Origin of the sequence: Micromonospora sp. NPDC050397, from assembly GCF_044901685.1 — a bacterium.
GTDB lineage: Bacteria > Actinomycetota > Actinomycetes > Mycobacteriales > Micromonosporaceae > Micromonospora_G.
The window spans coordinates 24495-43192 of sequence record NZ_JBJDPS010000002.1 but is presented as its reverse complement, the minus strand read 5'-3'; the positions used below and the strand labels follow the sequence as shown (position 1 = coordinate 43192).

The following is an 18698-nucleotide window of genomic DNA, read 5'->3' as shown; positions in this document are numbered from 1 at the left end:
ACCATACTGCGGTCACCCTGCCTGTCAAGCGGGCTAGAGTGGCCGCCATGACCACCGCCGCCGCCGACGCGACCAGGGGAGACGCGTTCCAGCCGGTGAAGTCCGCCGGGCGGACCCTGGACGTGCTCGATGCGCTCGCCGACGGCGGCGGCCCGCGCTCGCTGGTCGAACTGGCCCGCGCGCTGGTCATCCCGAAGAGCAGCCTGCACGGCATCCTCCGGACGATGATCCAGCGCGGCTGGGTCGAGGCGGACGCCACCGGGACCCGGTTCGGCCTGGGCGTACGCGCCCTCCAGGTCGGCGCCGCCTACCTGGAGACGGACACCGTCACCGGACTGCTCAGCGGGGTGCTCGACCAGCTCGCCGCCGAGTTCGGGGAGACCGTCCACCTCGGCCGGCTCGACGGGCCACACGTGGTCTACCTGGCCAAACGTGAGTCGGTGCACCCGCTGCGGCTCTACAGCGCGATCGGCCGACACCTGCCGGCGCACGCCACCGCACTGGGCAAGGCACTGCTCGCCGAACGCCCCGACGAGGCGGTGGACCACCTGCTGACCTGGCCACTGGCCGCCCTGACCGCCCACACCATCACCGATCCCGACGCCCTGCACACCGAGCTGGCGACCGTCCGGTCCCGTGGTTACGCGGTCGACCGGGAGGAGAACACCGACGGCATCGTCTGTTTCGCGATGGCCGTTCCGATGCATTCACCGGCCACAGACGCGATCAGCCTCTCGATCCCGGCCAGCCGGCTCGGCGCGACAAGCGAGGAACAGGTGGTCGCCGCCCTCACCACCGCCCTCCACCAAATCCGAGCCGCCCGCCCCCTCCTCCCCACCCTCTAACCCCGCCCGCCACCCCCACCCTCCTTCCCCTCCCTCCTCCCCCCGCCCCTCCCGGGCGTCGATCCAGGGGAAATCGTCGTCGCCAGAGATCAAAAAGCGCTGATCTGCGCTAGATCGACGGGGTGGGGGTGGGGGCGGGGAAGGGGGCGCGGCGGGGGGGGTGGTTGCGTGGGGGAGTTGTGCGTGTAAATGTATTGGGTGGTTGTGGGAGCGCTCCCGTGGGTCGTGGGAACCGGAAGTGCTTGGTCGACCAGCGCCACCGTTCGTCACCGCTCACCGCACGGTCACCCCACCGTCCAAGGAGTTTCCATGAGAACCGCTCGCGCTATCGCGGCGACCGGCCTGCTCATCGCGGGCTCGCTCGTCGCCATCGTGGCCGCCGGCCCGGCCCAGGCCGACACCCAGATCTGCGAACAGTACGGTTCCACCACGATCCAGGGTCGCTACGTGGTGCAGAACAACCGCTGGGGCACCACCGCCCAGCAGTGCATCAACGTCACCGACACCGGCTTCTCGGTGCTCAGCCAGCAGGGCTCGGCGCCGACCAACGGCGCTCCGGTGTCGTACCCGTCGGTCTACCTCGGCTGCCACTACGGCAACTGCTCGCCGGGCAGCAACCTGCCGATCCAGGTGAGCCGGATCAGCAGCGCGACCAGCAGCATCAACTACACCTACGTCGGCGGCGCGACGTACAACGCGTCGTACGACATCTGGCTCGACCCGACGCCGAAGACCACCGGGGTCAACCAGATGGAGATCATGATCTGGTTCAACCGGCAGGGCTCGATCCAGCCGATCGGCTCACGTACCGGCAGTGCCACGGTCGGTGGCCGGAGCTGGGAGGTGTGGACCGGCAACAACGGCGGGAACAACGTGATCTCGTACCTGGCGCCGTCGGCGATCACGAGTTGGAGCTTCAGCGTGCTCGACTTCGTGAACGACGTACGCAACCGGGGCGCGATCACCAACTCCTGGTATCTGACCAGCATCCAGGCCGGCTTCGAGCCGTGGCAGGGCGGCGCCGGGCTCGGCGTCAACTCGTTCTCCGCCTCGGTGAACAGCGGCAATCCGCCGACCACCCCGCCCGGCAATCCGCCGACCACCCCGCCCGGGAACCCGCCGACCACGCCGCCGGGCAACCCCGGCACCGGCACCTGCCGGGTGGGTTACACCTCGAACGCCTGGCAGAACGGGTTCACCGCCGACGTCAGCGTCACCAACACCGGTTCCAGTCCGGTCAACGGCTGGACGTTGAGCTACAGCCTTCCCTCCGGCCAGCAGATCACCAGCTCCTGGAACGCCAACGTGACCCAGAGCGGGTCGGCGGTGACGGCCCGGAACCTGGGCTGGAACGGTGCCATCGCGCCGGGCGCCACAGTCTCCTTCGGATACCAGGGCACCCACGGCGGCGGCTACACCACGCCCACCGCGTTCAGCCTGAACGGCACCGCCTGCACCCGGGGCTGACCGGGCCAGCCCGGCGCCTGACCCGAAAACGGGCCACGGCGCCGGGCAGTGGGGCGGGGTGGTCGCCACCGGGCACCCGCTCGCCTCCCCTACCGTCGGAGGTCGCGGCGTACCGGCGCCGGCTTCCGGCTCAGAAGTCCGTGCCGCCAGGACACCCGGCCCGGGAGTCCTGGCGGCGCGGGCTTCCGGTTCAGAAGTCGCGGCGTACCGGTGCCGGGCTGCCGGCCTGACCGTAGCTGCCCCAGCCCTGCGGGGCCATCGCCTGCACCGGCTGCTGCGCCGGTGACACCGGCGGGTTGGCGCCGTTCTTGGTCGGCATCGACGGGCCGAGGTCGAGCGGACCGTACGGGTAGGCCGCGTCGGTGAAGACGATCCGGCTCAGGTCCTGGTCCGGCAGGTCCGTCGGCAGGTCGCGGGGCTGGCCCGGCGGGAGCACCGGAGCCAGTGCCCGGAACACGGCCCGCACCCGGTCACCCCGGTAGTCGGCCGGGGACTGGGTCGCCCGGAGCATCGCGCCGCCGTACCGCAGTGGGATCACCTCGGCGAACGCGCCGGTGTCGCGCAGTGCCGCGGCGCCGCCGAGTCGGGCGAGCAGTTCCTCCGGGCAGAGCGTGACCCACTCGTAACCCCGCAGGTAGCCGCGGCTGGCCTGGGCCGAGTCCTCGACCGGGCGGGCGAGCACCGAGTCCAGGACGGTCGCCGGCGCCACCGTCCCGGCGTTGATGACGATCTCGCCGTACGACGGGTTCGCCACGTCGCCCACCCGCCGGGTGAGCTCGACCAGGGCCGGGAGCACCTGCCCCAGCCGCCCAGGACGACCTTCGAACCCGACCGACACCTGCAACTTGATGTGCCGCTGGTGCGCGAAGCGGAAGACGTAGAGCTCCAACTCCGACGCGACGGCGGCCGGGTCCACGTCGGCCCAGTGCGCGGAGAGCTGGTACAGCCCCTCGGTCAGTCCGTCCACCCAACGCTGTGGCCGGCGGCGCCGGGCCCGACCGTCCGGGTGCTGCTCGAACGCGCTGAGCGACAGCCACGGTTCGGGCGCCCCGGGCGGTTGCACGAAGGGCAGCAGCAGCCGGCACGCCTCGTCGTACCAGTGCTCCAACAACGCCAGGCTGCGGGACGGTTCGTCACCGCAGTCCAGATAGAGCAGACAGGTAGCAAAATCGGGTTCCGACTCGCTGTAGTGCCCCCAGATCGGCGGCATCGTGCCGCCGCGGTTCACCTCATTGTTCATCTCTGCGCCTCCCCATGGCTCCACCCCAGGTCCCAATCTCCACCCACCCGCTGCGCCCGACCTTTTTGCCTCGAAGCAGGGGCGGGTCGAGTGGCCCGAACTGTGGGTGACGCCACTTTGCCCTACATCCGCGAGAAAATCCACGGGCAACGCGGAACGGCTCCACAGATACTGACGGTTAGTCATGGAATTGACAGTGCGGACGTGCAGATTGGTAATACACCAGGTCAGGGCCAAGAGACAACATTGCTCAATGGGTCCCATACAACACGCTGAGTAATCAGCTCATATGGAAGATGGGGAAAATGCAACTCCCGGAGCGAAGCTCGGCGCGGAACTCGGGCAAGCGCGCCACGGAACCGGTTACGGCAATCGGGCAGGTCACTCAGCGCCGCACTCTCCTCACGATCCGAACTGGACGACGCGGTCACGCTGATCTCGCCAGGTGAAAGAAAAGACTCTCCGCCTTCGATTTCGGTAATCCGTGCCGGCCGGATAGCCGGGGCACCCCGGCCGGTCGGCCGGATCGGCGCCGGGATTCGGAGCGGTCCGCACGGGGAGCGGGCCCGGAATGCGATCCCGAGGGGCGTGGATCAGGCCCGTTCGACCACGACCGTGGTGGACTTGATCACTGCCACCGCCGTCGACCCCACATCCAGGCCGAGCTCGTCGACCGCCTCCCGGCTCATCAGGGACACCACCCGGAAGGGCCCGGCCTGGATGTCCACCTGCGCCATCACCGAGTCACGGCTCACCGCCGTCACGATGCCCCGCAACCGGTTACGGGCCGACGACCGGCCGCCGCTCCCGTCGGGCGCCTCAGCCAACGAACGGGCGAAGCCGGCGAGATCCGTACCGGCGATCGTCCGGTGGCCGTGCTCGTCCCGGGTCGCGGCCAGCCGGCCGGCGTCCACCCAGCGCCGCAGCGTGTCCACGCTGACCCCGAGCAGTTCGGCCGCCTCACCCATCCGGTACGTCGCCACCCGACCACCCTAGAACCGCACCCCTCGCCCGAACGGATCCGGGCTCCGGGGCAGGTGCCTCGGAGCCCGGATCGACCATCCGTGGATCAGATCGACCATCCGTGGATCAGACGGTGAAGGAGAACCGCCCACGACGACGGATCAGCATCAGGGCGACAGCACCGGCACCGATCAGCAACGCCGCGATGGCGACCAGCGTGCCCGCCGAGGCACCGGTCACCGGCAGGCCGCTCGGGATGTAGCGGAAGGGCAGACCGTTCGAGCTGCCCGCCGCGGTGGTGACGGTGACCGTGGTGTTCCCGGAGCCGCACGGCGGGGTGACGAAGGTCAGGGAGAGGCCGTCCGGGCTCACCGTGACCGAACTGGCCGGGAGCGACCGCCCGCAGATGTTCACGATCGTCCCGCCGGGGACGAAGCCACTGCCGTCGACCGTGACGGTTGTGCCACCCGTGGTGGGACCCTGGTCCGGGTCGAGGTCACTGATGGTCGGTGCGGCCAGCACATACGTGAAGCCGTCCGGCGCGGTGGCGTCCGGGCCCGCCAGCAGCACGACCACGTCGACCGGTCCGACCGGTCCGGCCGGGGTGGTGACGGTCAGCGAGGTGCCGCCCGGGTTCACCACCAGGTTGGTGCCGAGGTTACCGCCGAAGGTCACCCCGGTCGCCCCGGTGAAGCCGGTACCGGTGATCGTCACGCTGGTGCCGCCCGAGGTGGGACCTTGGTCGGGCACGATGTCGGTGATGGTCGGCGCGACGTAGGTGAACACCGGAGCGGCGGCCGTGCCGGCCGGGAAGACCAGGTTGACCGTGGCCGGGCCGGCGTCGTTGGCCGGGCTCATCACGGTGATGGTGGTGCCGGCCGGGTTCACCGTGAACGAGGTGCCCGGTGTCCCGTCGAAGGTCACGCCGGTGGCGCCGGTGAAGCCGGTGCCGGTGATGGTGACCAGCGTGCCCCCAGCGGTTGGGCCGGAGGTCGGGGTCAGGTTGGTGACAACCGCGTCACTGCCGTCGGCGAGGTACGTGTACCCCAGCGAGTCGGAGTCGCCGCTGCTCGTGCTGACCACGACCGCGGCGGGGCCGACCTCACCGGCGGGCGTGATCGCGGTCAGCGAGGTGCCACCGGCGGCGACGACCACGTTGGTCGCCGGTACGCCGTCGAAGACGACGGTGGTGTCACCGGGGACGAAGTTGGCACCGGTGATGGTCACCAGTTGCCCGCCCGACTGCGGACCGGCGTTCGGGTTGATCGACGAGGCGATCGGAGCCGCCGCCGCGAGGGCCCGCTCGCAGGTGGCCGAGGCGACGGTGATGTCGCCGACGTCGATGTTGACCGGCAGGCCGAGCACCGTACCGGTGATCGTGACAGCGGCGATCACGGCGGTGGCCGTGGCGCCGCCCACGGCGACGGTCTCGACGCTGGTAAGCGTGACGTTGAGCGCGCCACCGACCAGGCCGGCGACGGTGATCCCGATGCTGCCGTTCACGCCAGGCGTGTTGGGCAGCAGGTTGACCGGGTTGCCGAAGAGGGTCAGGCCGTTCAGCACGGTGTCGGCGGTCTGGACTCCGGTGGCCGGACAGGTCACCGCCGCGGTGATCTCGCCAGCGGCGATGACCGGGATACCGAGGATCGCCAGGGCGAGGTCCTCGACGGTGGACGACGCGGACGAGATGCCGGGGTCGCGCGAGGCGGTGACCGTAACGGTGCCGCTGGCCGCCGCGCCGATCGCGCCGGGCAGGCTGATCGCCAACGCGGTGTCCGTGTCGGTTCCGCCGCCGGGCGGCGCGGTCACCGATCCGATGGTGGCGGTCGCACTGACCACCGGTATGCCGAGCACCTCGGCGTCAAGATCTACCACCACTCCGGTGGCACTGGCGTCGCCTGGCGCCGCGAGTGCGGGCGAAGCCGCTCCCAGGGTGGCGACACCCGCCACCGCGAGAGTCAGCATTGCAGTTGTCGTGTTTCGCCAGAAAGGACGCACGTGGTTGCCTCGTCTCAGATCACGTCGGAGTCTTCTCGGGAACCGAGGAAAACTACTCAAACCCGATCTTTGTAACGAGGGCACAAGGGGCTAGTTACGACCGAAAACGGACTGATCATACCTCAACCCGATAGATCTGACAATCCACCAGGTTTGCCGCTGATCACACGGGCCCGGCGGTCAGCCGGCAAGACCGTCGATCCGGCGCAGCTCCTCCTCGTCCAGCGAGAAGCCGAACACGTCGAAGTTCTGCCTGATCCGGTCCGGCGTCACCGACTTGGGGATCACCACGACGCCGTGGTCGACGTGCCAGCGCAGCACCACCTGACTCGTGCTTACGCCGTGCGCGCGGGCGATCTCGACCAGCACCGGATGGTCGAGATCCGTGGTCTTGAACGGGCTGTAGCCCTCCACCGCGACCCCTCGCTCCCGGTGCTCGGCCACCCGGCGCGGGTCGTACAGCGACGGACCCCACCGGATCTGGTTCACCGCCGGGGGCACCTCGGTCGCCTGGATCAACACGTCGAGCTGGCTGGCGCTGTAGTTGCTCACCCCGATCGCGCGGGCCAGCCCCTCGTCGCGTACGGCGATGAACTCCCGCCAGGTGTCGAGCCCGCCACCGCGCTGCGGCGGCCAGTGGATCAGCCACAGGTCTAGGTAGTCGGTGCCGAGCGCGGCCAGGCTGGCGTCGAACGTACGCCGCTCGTCGCCGGCGTGCTCCGCCGGCAGTTTGGTGGCGAGGAAGACCTCCTCGCGTGGGACACCGCTGTCCCGCAGCGCCCGACCCACCTCCGCCTCGTTGCCGTACGCCGTCGCGGTGTCGATGTGCCGGTAGCCCGCCTCGAGCGCCGCGAGGACCGCCTCGTAACCGGCCCGCCCGGTCGCCTGCCAGGTGCCGAACCCGACCAGCGGCATCAACACGTCACCGGGGAGGGGGATCGCCGGTTGGTCGACTGATGAGGTCATGGTGATTTCCTACCCGAACCGGCCCGGACCATGCACCGGCGGATCCGGGCAGGCGGGACGGTACCGGCCGCGGCGGCGTACCGGACGGCTACCGGGTTCCGGGTGCCGCACGGGGCCGGATCGGCGTACAGTTTCTGATCTTCGGACCGCGCGCGGCACGGGCGCTGGCTCGGAGCGTCCCGTCGCACGGACCCCCGAGGGAGAACGGTGTACCTGACCCACCTGGAGTGCCCGCGCTGCGGCGACACCTTCGAGGCCGACCGGCCGCGCAACCTCTGTCCCTGCGGCTCGCCCCTGCTGGCCCGGTACGACCTCGGCACGGTCGCCGACGCGGTGACCCCGGCCGAGATCGCCGGTCGGCCGGCAGACCTGTGGCGCTACCGGGAGCTGCTGCCCGTCGCCGATCCGGCCAACGTGACCACCCTCGGCGAGGGCTGGACCCCGCTGCTGCCGACACCCCGCTACGGCGCCGCGATCGGCCTGCCGAACCTCCTGGTCAAGGACGAGGGGCTGATCCCGACCGGCTCGTTCAAGGCCCGGGGCGCGGCGGTCGGCATCTCGCGCGCCCGCGAACTCGGCATCCGACGGGTGGCGATGCCGACCAACGGCAACGCCGGAGCCGCCTGGGCCACCTACGCGGCCCGCGCCGGCATGACCGCGACCATCGCCATGCCGGTCGGCGCGCCCACCATCACCCGCCGGGAGTGCCTGGCCGCCGGGGCCGAGCTGCACCTGATCGACGGCCTGATCAACGACGCCGGACGGTTCGTCGCCGGACTCATCGCCGCCTCGGCCGACGCGCCCGAGGGCCCGATCTTCGACGCCAGCACGCTCAAGGAGCCCTACCGGCTCGAAGGCAAGAAGACCATGGGGTACGAGATCGTCGAGCAGCTCGGCTGGGAGGTGCCGGACGTGATCCTCTACCCGACCGGGGGCGGGGTCGGGCTGATCGGCATCCACAAGGCACTGCACGAGATGCGCCAGCTCGGCTGGATCGGGGACCGCTTCCCCCGGCTGGTCGCGGTCCAGTCGACCGGCTGCGCGCCGATCGTGCGCGCGTTCGGGTCGGGTGCCCGCCGGGCCGAGCCGTGGGCGGACGCGCAGACCGTCGCCTTCGGCATCACCGTGCCGGCGCCGCTCGGCGACGAGCTGATCCTGGACGCGTTGCGGGACACCGGCGGCACCGCGATCGCCGTCAGCGACGAGGAGATCCTCGCCGACCTGCGCGAGTTCGGCGCCCGGGAAGGGTTGCTGCTCTGCCCCGAGGGAGCGGCCTGCCTGACCGCCGCGAAGCAGTTGCGGGCCGGTGGCTGGATCCGGGCGGACGAGCGGGTGGTGGTGCTCAACACGGGCGCCGGTCTGAAGTACCCGGAGACGGTCGACGCGGACCACCTCCCGGTGCTGCCGCGCCCGTAGCGGCGCGGCGATGACAGTCTGTAGCGGAACGGCGAAACGGGTAACTGGCCCGAATCAGCCCCGAACCGGCCGGATCGGCGCAGAATTGCGGTAAGCGCGCTCTCCACCCCGAGCAGGGACGGAGGGCGCAGACCCGCCTGCCCGGGAGGACCCCATGACCGGACCGCAGCCCGAGCCGACCGCCAAGTCCCGGCAGTTGGAGACGTACCAGGTGGACCCGCTCGCCGGCCGCCACCTCACCACCGACCAGGGCATCCGGGTCTCCGACACGGACAACTCGCTGCGCGCCGGGGTCCGTGGGCCGACCCTGCTGGAGGACTTCCACCTGCGCGAGAAGATCATGCGCTTCGACCACGAGCGGATCCCGGAGCGGGTCGTGCACGCGCGCGGCTCCGGGGCGCACGGCTACTTCCAGGTGTACGAGTCACTGGCCGACCGGACCACCGCCACCTTCCTGCACGACCCGTCGGCGCGTACGCCGGTCTTCGTCCGCTTCTCCACCGTGCAGGGCTCGCGCGGCTCGGCCGACACCCCGCGCGACGTACGCGGCTTCGCCACGAAGTTCTACACCGAACAGGGCAACTTCGACCTGGTGGGCAACAACATGCCGGTCTTCTTCATCCAGGACGGGATCAAGTTCCCGGACCTGGTGCACGCGCTCAAGCCGGAGCCGCAGCACGAGATGCCGCAGGCCGCCTCCGCGCACGACACCTTCTGGGACTTTGTCTCGCTGCAACCGGAGACCATGCACCACGTCATCTGGCTGATGTCCGACCGAGCCATCCCGCGCAGCTTCCGCACCATGCAGGGCTTCGGCGTACACACCTTCCGGCTGGTCGACGCGGCCGGACGGTCGACCTTCGTCAAGTTCCACTGGACGCCGCTGCTCGGCACCCACTCGCTGGTCTGGGACGAGGCGCAGAAGATCGCCGGCAAGGACCCGGACTTCAACCGCCGCGACCTCTGGGATGCGATCGAGGCCGGTCACTACCCGGAGTACGAACTCGGCATGCAGTTCATCCCGGAGGAGCGGGAGTACGACTTCGACGACATCGACCTGCTCGACCCGACGAAGATCATCCCGGAGGAGGTGGTGCCGGTGACCCCGGTCGGGCGGATGGTGCTCGACCGCAACCCGGAGAACTTCTTCGCCGAGACCGAGCAGGTCGCCTTCTGCGTCGGCAACGTCGTCCCCGGCATCGACTTCACCAACGACCCACTGTTGCAGGCCCGGCTCTTCTCCTACCTCGACACCCAGCTCACCCGCCTCGGCGGCCCCAACTTCGCGCAGATCCCGATCAACCAGCCGGTGGCCCCGGTCGCCAACCACCAGCAGGACGGCTTCCACCAGCAGACCATCCGACGCGGCCCGGCGAACTACCACCCACACTCGATCGGCGGCGACGGTCCGCCCCCCGCCGGCCCGGACTCGGGCGGGTTCGTCACCTATCCGGAGCTGGTCGACGGCCCGAAGGAGCGACGCCGCAGCGCCACCTTCGCCGACCACTACGGCCAGGCCACCCTCTTCTGGAACAGCATGTCCGACTGGGAACGGCGGCACATCGTCACGGCGTACCGGTTCGAGCTGGGCAAGGTGACCGACCCGAGGATCCGCGAACGGGTGGTCGGCCAGCTCAACCGGGTCGACCACGATCTCGCCGTCCTGGTGGCGGCCGGGATCGGCGTACCGGCGCCGGTGCCCGAGGGGGTCAACCACGGCCGCCGCTCGGCCGCGCTGAGCCAGGCCGGGACCGCGCACGGGACGATCCTGGGCCGGAAGATCGCCTTCCTGGTCACCGACGGGGTGGACCGGGAGAGCGTCGCCGGGCTGCGGGACGCGCTGACCACCCTCGGCGCCACGGTGGAACTGCTCGCCCCGGTGGACGGGGTGGTGACCGCCGCCGACGGGGTGGCCGTGCCGGTCACCCGGGCGCTGACCACCGTCGCCTCGGTGCTGTACGACGCCGTGGTGCTGCCGGCGGGCGAGCAGGCCGCGCTGGAACTCACCGGGGACGGGTACGCGGTGCACTTCGTCGCCGAGGCGTACAAGCACGCGAAGCCGATCGGCGTACTCGGCGGCGGGCTGGCGGTGTTCGACCAGGCCGGTCTGACCGCCCCGGTGCCCGGCCCGGACGGGGTGGCGGACGCGGCCGGGGTGGTGCTCCAGTCGACCGCCGGTCCGGCACTCGAATCGTTTGTCACCGGCTTCGTCGAGGCGGTCGCCCGGCACCGGCACTTCGACCGGCCACTGGACGTGGTCCCGGCCTGACAGTTCGCCCGCTCGCGCCCCACTCAGGCCGGCGGCGGCCACGTTCCGTCCGGAGCGGGACGGCTCGGGTCAGGAGTTCGGCGGATTGTCCCGACCGGACTCCTCGGCCTCGTCCGCCTCCTCCTTGGTCCGGTGGATCGCCTGGTCGGCGTGCTCCGGCGGGCCGTAGACGGTGTAGAGCACGAGCGGGTTCGGGCCGGTGTTGACAAAGTTGTGCTTGGTCCCGGCCGGCACCACCACCAGGTCGCCCTGGGCCACCGCCTTGGTCTCACCCGCGATCCGCGCCTCGCCCGTGCCGCTGACGAAGGTGAGGATCTGGTCGGTCCCCTCGTGGACCTCCTCACCGATCTCACCGCCGGCCGGAATGGTCATGATCACGAGCTGGGTGTGGGTGCCGGTCCAGAGGACCCGACGGAAGTCCGGGCTCTGCTCGGCAACGGTCGCGATAGTGAAATGCTCCATGGCCAGATTCTTACCCGGATCAACACCGGATGACGCCCACCGACACGGTCACACGGATCACGCGTGGATCGCGGCCGGACGGGGCGGCCACAGGCTGGTCGGGCAAGCCGGTCATCGACGTCCGCCGCCGTCGTGAGGTTTGCCACCGGCTGATTCGGGAATGTGACCAGCAGACCGGCGCCACCTGAGGTCCGCGTCGGTCGAGCCAGGTCCCCGCTGGCGTACCGCCGAAGGGCTGCGGTGGTGGGAGACGGCCAGAGCGCGGCGACGTTCGACCGAGGTCGGGCGGCGCCGCGCGCTCGTGTCCAGATCCCAGGCGGAACACCCGGTGGTCCCCGGGATCGAGCGCCTCCCGGGGACCACCGGTGGGGGTGTCAGGACAGCACAGCGAGATGGAACGAGCGGTCCGCGAACGCGCCCGCGGAGTTGAAGGTCTGCACGAAGACTCCGTTGGCGACACCGGTCCGCCCGACCACGGCGATCTCACCCGCGGGCGACTGGCCGTCGCTGCCGGTCAGGCCGATCGTGCCCACGTAGGCCGAGCCCCTGACGTCGTGCGTGAAAATCACCTGGTACATGCCGACGGCGAGACGGGCGGCCGACGCCACGCCGAAGCCGCGTACGACGGTTCCGTTGCCGCCGTTGATCACCGCGAAGAACGCCTGGGCGGTGGGCGGGAGTCCGGCGGTGGTGGCGGGAACGAACTCGGCGCCGGCCTCGGCATCGTGGGCCGTGGCGGGCGGCTGGGCGGTCGACTTGCCCTTGCTGGTGGCGGATTCGGACATAGCGACACTCCTTGCAACGGCAGGCTGGCGTCACCTGCGGGATGGAGAGAAATGGCACCAAAATATCGATCGTGGTGACTTAGCTTGATTACCGCCGATCAATGCCATTTACCCCCTTAAGGCTAGGGGCGACTACCGCCAGTGACCAGGTCGAACACCTGTACAATCAAGGACACAAGTAGACGCATGCGAGCAACGCTCACATAATGTCGAGTCCCGAATCAGTCCCTGATGGACGGAGAGCGGCGTTGCCGCTGGCCAGACCGGTCGGGCTCTGGTCGGCGAGAGCGATCAGCCGACGGGCGCCAGGCTCAGATAACGCCGGATCTCGCGTACGGCCGTGCGACCGACCCGGTTCGCGCCGATCGTGCTCGCGGACGGGCCGTAACCGACCAGGTGGATCCGTCTGTCGTCGACCACGCCGGTGCCGTCCATCGTGATCCCGCCACCCGGGGCGCGCAGCCGCAACGGGGCAAGGTGGTCCATAGCAGCCCGGAACCCGGTGCACCAGAGGATCACGTCCGCCCGCAACGCCCGCCCGTCGGCCCACACCACACCCTCGGGGTTGATCCGGTCGAACATCGGCAACCGGTCCAGCACACCACGTTCCCGCAGCTCCCGGGTGCGCGGAGTGTCGACCAGCCCGGTCACGCTCACCACACTGGCCGGCGGCAGACCCGCGCGTACCCGTTCCTCGACCTTGGCCACCGCCGCCCGGCCGTGCTCCTCCCGGGTGAACTCGCCGACCCGGAACTCCGGTGGCCGCCGGGTGACCCAGGTGGTCGAGGTGACCTCGGAGATCTCGCCGAGCAACTGCACCGCGGAGGTGCCGCCGCCGACCACGACGACGTGCCGGCCGACGAACTCCTCCGGCCCCCGGTAGTCGGCGGTGTGCAACTGCCGGCCCCGGAACGACTCCTGGCCGGGATAGTGCGGCCAGAACGGCCTGGTCCAGGTGCCGGTCGCGTTGACCAGGGCGCGGGCGGTCCAGGTGCCGGAATCGGTGGAGACCTCCAGACGGCCGTCCGGACGATCCCGTACGGCGTCGACCCGGACCGGTCGGTGCACCGGAAGCCCGAACTCGCGCTCGTACGCCTGGAAGTACTCGGCCACCACCTCCGCCGCCGGGCGCGCCGGGTCCGCCGCCCCGAGCGGCAGCCCCGGAAGATCATGAATTCCGTGTACGCCGTCCAGCCGCAGCGTGCGCCACCGATGCCGCCACGCGCCACCCGGACCGTCGTCGCCGTCCAGGAGCACGTAACCGGACTCCGGCGCGAAGCCGGCCCGGCCCAGGAAGTAGCCGGCGGCCAGACCGGCCTGGCCCGCCCCGATCACCACCACGTCGACATCACGGCCATCCACGACCGGTGCAACCGATCGGCCGGGTCGATCCGTACCGGATATCCGCGTCGCCCCGCTCACACCCGCCGGCTTCGACGGCCGCCGCCGCGACATGCCGGCATGATCGGCAGAAAAATGCCCTCAGAGCGCCTAAAAGGTTCCTATCCTGACGACATGGACAACACCAAACGGTACGCCGCAGAGTTCCTCGGCACCCTGCTGCTGGTCTTCTTCGGCGTCGGCAGCAACATCGCCGCCCGGGTCGAGGGCGGCGTGGTCGTGGTGGCCCTGACCTTCGGCTTCATCCTGCTGGTGCTGACCTACATGCTGCTTCCGGTCTCCGGCTGCCACGTCAACCCGGCCGTGACGCTCGGTGCCCTGCTCACCGGCCGGATCTCGGCGTCCGCCGCGATCGGCTACTGGATCGCCCAACTGGTCGGCTCGGTGATCGGCGCGCTGTTCCTCTGGATCCTGGTCGAGGGCGGCGACGTGGTCGACCAGAGCGGCGCGCTCGGCACCAACGGGTACGGCGCCAACATCAACCTCGGCGGCACCTTCCTGCTGGAAATCGTGCTCACCTTCCTGCTGGTCCTGGTCATCCTCACGGTCACCAGCAGGTACGAGCAGCGCGCCATCGCCGCCGTCGCCATCGGCCTCGCCATCGCCGCCTGTCACCTGGTCGGCGTTGCGCTGGACGGCACCTCGGTGAACCCGGCCCGGTCGTTCGGCCCGGCCCTGTTCGAGGGCGGCGCGGCCCTGTCCCAGCTCTGGGCCTTCATCGTGGCGCCGCTGATCGGCGGCATCCTCGCCGCACTCGCCCTACCGCTCACCCTGGGACCCGACTGGCGCAGCCCCGCCCTCGCCCCCAGTCCCGGCCCGGGCGGCCCACCACCGGGCCCCGGAGGCACACCGCCCGGCCCCGCGGCAGCCTGAGCACGTCCAGCGCTCCCGCACGTACACCCCGACGCCCGGTCCCGTTCTCGCCCCGGTGGAACGGGGAGACGATGGTCGATAGGCTGGCGCCCGGTCGGTGGCGCCCCGGTCGCCACCACGGTCCACGACTGGGCGGTCGCGATGACGGACGTACGACTACGGCGGGCACTCCCCCTTGCCCTGCTGGTGATGGCGCTCGGACTGAGCGGTTGCACCGGGGTCGGCGTGGCCGGGGCACCCGACTCCGGCTCCGGGTCCTACGCGGTGTGGGGACTGAACGAGGCGTCCAGCAGCCTGACCGGCGACGACCGGAGCATCGTGCTCAACGGGGACCTGGACAACGACAGCAAGCCCTTTTTCACCGCCGACGGCACCTGGGACGCGAGCGGCTTCACCCTGGACGAGACGAGCGGCAGCCGCGTACGTGACCTGGCCGGCGCGCTGCCGGAACGTACCGGCGACCCGGACTGCGTACGGCTGGTGCTGGTCGACGGCCGGCTCCTCGGCGACCGGGCGGTGGCCGCCATCACCGTCGCCGACCTGCCGGAGACCGGCCCGGTCGTGGCCACCGCGTTGGACTGACCACTCCTCAAGATCCACCCGGAAGGCCCTGCTCCGGTGGGCACTAGAGTCACCGGAGCGCGGTTGTTGGTCGACTCGGACGCTGGTCCGAGCGCCGAGAGGAGTGTCGATGAGCCTGCCCGCCGGAGTCGAGGTCAACGGTCCCCGGCACGACCGGTACGACGAGATCCTCACCCCGGAGGCGCTCGGCTTCCTGGCCGAACTGCACCGCGCCTTCGAGCCCCGGCGCCGGGAACTGCTGGCCCGCCGTACGGCCCGGGAGGCGGCGCTGGCCGAGGGCGAGCTGTTCGACTTCCTGCCCGAGACCGCGCACGTCCGCGAGGGCGACTGGCGGGTGGCGGAGCCCGCACCCGGGCTGGTCGACCGCCGGGTCGAGATCACCGGGCCGACCGACGCGAAGATGACCATCAACGCGCTCAACTCCGGTGCCCGGGTCTGGCTCGCCGACCTGGAGGACGCCAACACCCCGGCCTGGGAGAACGTGGTCGAGGGCCAGCTCAACCTGCGGGACGCGATCGACCGTACGCTCGGATTCACCTCGCCCGCCGGCAAGCGCTACACCCTCGGCGACGGCGAGCTGGCCACCATCGTGGTACGCCCGCGCGGCTGGCACCTGACCGAGAAGCACCTGCTGGTCGACGGCGAACGGGTGGCCGGAGCGCTGGTCGACTTCGGCCTCTACCTGTTCCACTGTGCCCGGCGCCAACTCGACCGGGGCGCCGGCCCATACTTCTACCTGCCCAAACTGGAGAGCCACCTGGAGGCACGGCTCTGGAACGACGTGTTCCTGCTCGCCCAGGAGCGGCTCGGCCTGCCCCGTGGCACCATCAGGGCGACCGTGCTGATCGAGACCTTCCCGGCCGCGTTCGAGATGGAGGAGATCCTCTACGAGCTGCGCGAGCACTCGGCCGGGCTGAACGCGGGCCGCTGGGACTACATGTTCAGCGTGGTGAAGAAGTTCCGGACCAGGGGTGCGGAATTCCTGCTGCCGGACCGGAACGCGGTCACCATGACCGCGCCGTTCATCCGGGCGTACACCGAGTTGCTGGTGCGCACCTGCCACCGGCGCGGCGCGCACGCGATCGGCGGCATGGCCGCGTTCATCCCGAGCCGGCGTGACCCCGCCGTGAACGAGACCGCGCTGGCGAAGGTGCGGGAGGACAAGACCCGTGAGGCGGGCGACGGCTTCGACGGCTCGTGGGTGGCCCATCCCGACCTGGTGCCGATCTGCCGCGAGGTCTTCGACGCGCGACTCGGCGACCGGCCGCACCAGTTGGACCGGACCCGCGCGGAGGTCACCGTCACCGCCGGTCAACTGCTGGACGTACGGAGCACGCCCGGCTCGCGTACGGCGGCCGGACTGCGCGGCAACGTCAGCGTCGGTATCCAGTACCTGGCGAGTTGGCTGGCCGGCACCGGGGCGGTGGCGATCAACAACCTGATGGAGGACGCCGCCACCGCCGAGATCTCCCGCTCCCAGGTGTGGCAGTGGCTGCACAACGACGTGACGCTCGACCTCGCCGACGACGGCTCCGCTCCCGGTCCCCGGGTCACCCGTGAGCTGGTGGAACGGATCGCCGCCGAGGAGACCGCGAAGCTCCCCGACCCGGACCGGTACGCCGCCGCCCGCGCACTCTTCCTGGAGGTGGCGGTGACCGACGAGTTCGTCGACTTCCTCACCCTGCCCGCGTACGAGCGGATGCCCTGAACCGTCCGCTCAGGCGGCGGACGAACCACCCCGTCCGGCGTACGTGGCCAGCCCACGCACGGTCTGGCGGAGGAACCGGCCGAGCAACCAGCGGTAGAACCAACCAGTGCCGGGCAGCTTGGCGTCGAAGGTCGAGTGCCAGCGGATCTCGGTGCCCTCGGCGGTCGGGGTCAGCTCGACGTCGGCCCGGTAGTCACGTAGCGGCAGACCGGAGAGAAGTACGTAACTCAGCCGGCGCCCCGGCACCAGTTCGACGATCTGCTCCCGACTACGCAATGGCCCGGTACGGAACACCCGGATCGCGCCGACGCCCTCGTCCGCGCCGTGCCCGTCGGCGGCCACCCCGGCCCGGTCCGGCTCCGGGCTCGGCCGCTCCAGCTCGAACGAGTCGAGCCCCGACCAGACCGGCCAGGTGGCGCCCGCTCGGAGCAACTCGTACACCCTCTCGACGCTGCCCGTAGACGCAGCCGTCACATCGATATCCCGCCGCCCCATGCCGGCCATTATGGCCCGCCCCCCCCGCAACGGTCGCGGGCCTCGGGGTCTTCGCGCACCGACGCTCCAATCGGTCAGATCCACTGCCTACCGCTCCTCGGAGGCGACGATGGGAAAACTGGTCGGACTGCGCGCGATCGTCACGGGCGGATCCCGGGGAATCGGGCGGGCGACCGTGCTCCGCCTCGTCGCGGACGGCGCCCCGGGTGGTCGGGGTATCACCGTGAACACGGTCTGCCCCGGTGGCCTCGCCTGACCGTCTCCCGTCGCCACCCGCTTCCGTGATCGCGAAGAGTTCGGCTCGCCACAGCCGGCCGAACTCTTCGCGATCATGGGACGGAGCCGGTCGGCGTGCCGAGGCGGATCGGGTTAGAGGCGGAGCGGGTTAGAGACGGGTGACGCGGAAGATTTTGCGGTTGTTCTCGGGGGCGGTGTCGCGGTGCATCTCATCCCGGTCGTTGCTGGACCAGACGTCGACCAGCCAGCGGGAGATGAGGCTGTCGTTGCCGTCCTCGGCTGCCGGCGTCTGTACGCCGAGCCGGTAGACCCGCGTCTCGCCGGCACCCAGAGCGCCCTTGTCGCACTTCGCGCCGGCCGGGTAACCGTCCTGACGGGACCGGAGTTCGTCACACCCGGTCCAGTCCCCACCGTCGGCGGTGATGCTCTCCGGCAGCTCGACCACGAAGATGGTGCGCTGGACCGGGAACGGACCGTTGTTGCGGATCGTCACCACCAGCTCGCCGTGACGTACGCCGTTCACCGGCCTCCCCAGGGTGAGCCCGCCGGTCGAGGCGGTCAGGTCGGTGATGTCCCGGGCCGGGTCGTAGCCGGTCGGCGTCCTCGACGGCGCACCGGTCACCGCCGGGCGGCTCGGAGCCCGGGTGCCCGCCTGGCGGGTCGGGGACGGGCTCGGCTCACCGCTCGGGCTCGCCTCGGGCGCGACGGTCACCGATGCCGTGCCGGCCGGCAGAGCGACCCCCGCGCCACCTCCACCCGCGCCACTGCCGCCACCCCCGGCCGGCGTCGAGCAGCCGGCTCCGAGCAGCAGTAGCCCGCCGCCGAGCACCGCCGCCAACATCGCGGCACCCCGGCCGCCGGTCCGTGTTCCCCGCATCGTTCCTCCTCTTCGAGGGCCGGTTCCCGGCCGCACCCGTTACACACCTGGGGCCCGGGGTCAGTTGCGTCGGCTGACCGACACCCACGAGCGGCGCAACGAGAGCGGGCCGGA

At 70.7% G+C, this 18698-nt stretch carries 17 protein-coding genes; 8 read left to right on the top strand and 9 right to left on the bottom strand.

Annotated features, from left to right (window positions below; genetic code table 11):
- The first annotated feature begins 47 nt into the window (after window positions 1-47).
- Both ACI2K4_RS06330 and ACI2K4_RS06325 read left to right on the top strand, forming a co-directional pair.
- Complete coding sequence (locus ACI2K4_RS06330) at window positions 48-845, top strand: IclR family transcriptional regulator (protein ID WP_404509273.1); 798 nt, start codon at window positions 48-50, stop codon at window positions 843-845.
- Window positions 846-1154: 309 nt separating this feature from the next.
- On the top strand, window positions 1155-2312 hold the full coding sequence (locus ACI2K4_RS06325; protein ID WP_404509272.1) for a cellulose binding domain-containing protein: 1158 nt from the start codon (window positions 1155-1157) through the stop codon (window positions 2310-2312).
- A 190-nt stretch (window positions 2313-2502) separates the two neighbouring features.
- Here the strand turns inward: ACI2K4_RS06325 and ACI2K4_RS06320 are convergent, their stop codons facing one another.
- The 4 genes from ACI2K4_RS06320 to ACI2K4_RS06305 form a co-directional block, all read right to left on the bottom strand.
- Complete coding sequence (locus tag ACI2K4_RS06320) at window positions 2503-3552, bottom strand: hypothetical protein (protein ID WP_404509271.1); 1050 nt, start codon at window positions 3550-3552, stop codon at window positions 2503-2505.
- Between the two features lie 593 nt (window positions 3553-4145).
- Window positions 4146-4520, bottom strand: coding sequence for a molybdopterin-binding protein (locus ACI2K4_RS06315; RefSeq protein WP_404510276.1), 375 nt, complete (start codon window positions 4518-4520; stop codon window positions 4146-4148).
- A 121-nt stretch (window positions 4521-4641) separates the two neighbouring features.
- Entirely contained in the window at window positions 4642-6480 is a 1839-nt protein-coding gene (locus ACI2K4_RS06310; protein ID WP_404509269.1) for an IPT/TIG domain-containing protein, read from the bottom strand.
- A gap of 213 nt (window positions 6481-6693) precedes the next feature.
- Window positions 6694-7479 (bottom strand): aldo/keto reductase, encoded by a 786-nt coding sequence (locus tag ACI2K4_RS06305; protein WP_404509268.1) that lies wholly within the window; start codon window positions 7477-7479, stop codon window positions 6694-6696.
- Between the two features lie 207 nt (window positions 7480-7686).
- On the opposite strand from ACI2K4_RS06305, the gene ACI2K4_RS06300 reads away from it, so the two are divergent.
- Window positions 7687-8895, top strand: coding sequence for a threonine synthase (locus ACI2K4_RS06300; protein WP_404509267.1), 1209 nt, complete (start codon window positions 7687-7689; stop codon window positions 8893-8895).
- 154 nt (window positions 8896-9049) lie between these two features.
- Window positions 9050-11164 carry a catalase gene (locus ACI2K4_RS06295; RefSeq protein WP_404509266.1) on the top strand — a complete coding sequence of 705 codons (2115 nt, stop codon included), beginning with the start codon at window positions 9050-9052 and terminating at the stop codon, window positions 11162-11164.
- A 69-nt stretch (window positions 11165-11233) separates the two neighbouring features.
- Here ACI2K4_RS06295 and ACI2K4_RS06290 read toward each other — a convergent pair whose 3' ends face one another.
- From ACI2K4_RS06290 to ACI2K4_RS06280, 3 genes are all read right to left on the bottom strand, one after another.
- A complete protein-coding gene (locus ACI2K4_RS06290; protein WP_404509265.1) occupies window positions 11234-11626 on the bottom strand; it encodes a cupin domain-containing protein in 393 nt (130 codons plus the stop codon).
- A gap of 374 nt (window positions 11627-12000) precedes the next feature.
- Window positions 12001-12411, bottom strand: coding sequence for a hypothetical protein (locus tag ACI2K4_RS06285; RefSeq protein ID WP_404509263.1), 411 nt, complete (start codon window positions 12409-12411; stop codon window positions 12001-12003).
- 291 nt (window positions 12412-12702) lie between these two features.
- Window positions 12703-13773 carry an NAD(P)-binding domain-containing protein gene (locus tag ACI2K4_RS06280; RefSeq protein ID WP_404509262.1) on the bottom strand — a complete coding sequence of 357 codons (1071 nt, stop codon included), beginning with the start codon at window positions 13771-13773 and terminating at the stop codon, window positions 12703-12705.
- A 153-nt stretch (window positions 13774-13926) separates the two neighbouring features.
- On the opposite strand from ACI2K4_RS06280, the gene ACI2K4_RS06275 reads away from it, so the two are divergent.
- From ACI2K4_RS06275 to aceB, 3 genes are all read left to right on the top strand, one after another.
- Window positions 13927-14685: an MIP/aquaporin family protein gene (locus ACI2K4_RS06275; protein ID WP_404509261.1), complete on the top strand. Its 759-nt coding sequence runs from the start codon at window positions 13927-13929 to the stop codon at window positions 14683-14685.
- Window positions 14686-14826: 141 nt separating this feature from the next.
- A complete protein-coding gene (locus ACI2K4_RS06270; RefSeq protein WP_404509260.1) occupies window positions 14827-15267 on the top strand; it encodes a hypothetical protein in 441 nt (146 codons plus the stop codon).
- Between the two features lie 109 nt (window positions 15268-15376).
- A complete protein-coding gene (gene aceB / locus ACI2K4_RS06265; RefSeq protein WP_404509259.1) occupies window positions 15377-16975 on the top strand; it encodes a malate synthase A in 1599 nt (532 codons plus the stop codon).
- 9 nt (window positions 16976-16984) lie between these two features.
- Here the strand turns inward: aceB and ACI2K4_RS06260 are convergent, their stop codons facing one another.
- Entirely contained in the window at window positions 16985-17470 is a 486-nt protein-coding gene (locus ACI2K4_RS06260; RefSeq protein WP_404509258.1) for an SRPBCC family protein, read from the bottom strand.
- 109 nt (window positions 17471-17579) lie between these two features.
- On the opposite strand from ACI2K4_RS06260, the gene ACI2K4_RS06255 reads away from it, so the two are divergent.
- Window positions 17580-17726, top strand: a complete 147-nt coding sequence (locus ACI2K4_RS06255) for a hypothetical protein (RefSeq protein WP_404509256.1) — start codon at window positions 17580-17582, stop codon at window positions 17724-17726.
- A 129-nt stretch (window positions 17727-17855) separates the two neighbouring features.
- On the opposite strand, the gene ACI2K4_RS06250 is transcribed toward ACI2K4_RS06255, so the two are convergent.
- The gene (locus ACI2K4_RS06250) at window positions 17856-18584 is read right to left on the bottom strand and encodes a hypothetical protein (RefSeq protein ID WP_404509254.1); all 729 of its coding nucleotides are present in this window, start codon (window positions 18582-18584) and stop codon (window positions 17856-17858) included.
- Window positions 18585-18698 lie beyond the last annotated feature (114 nt).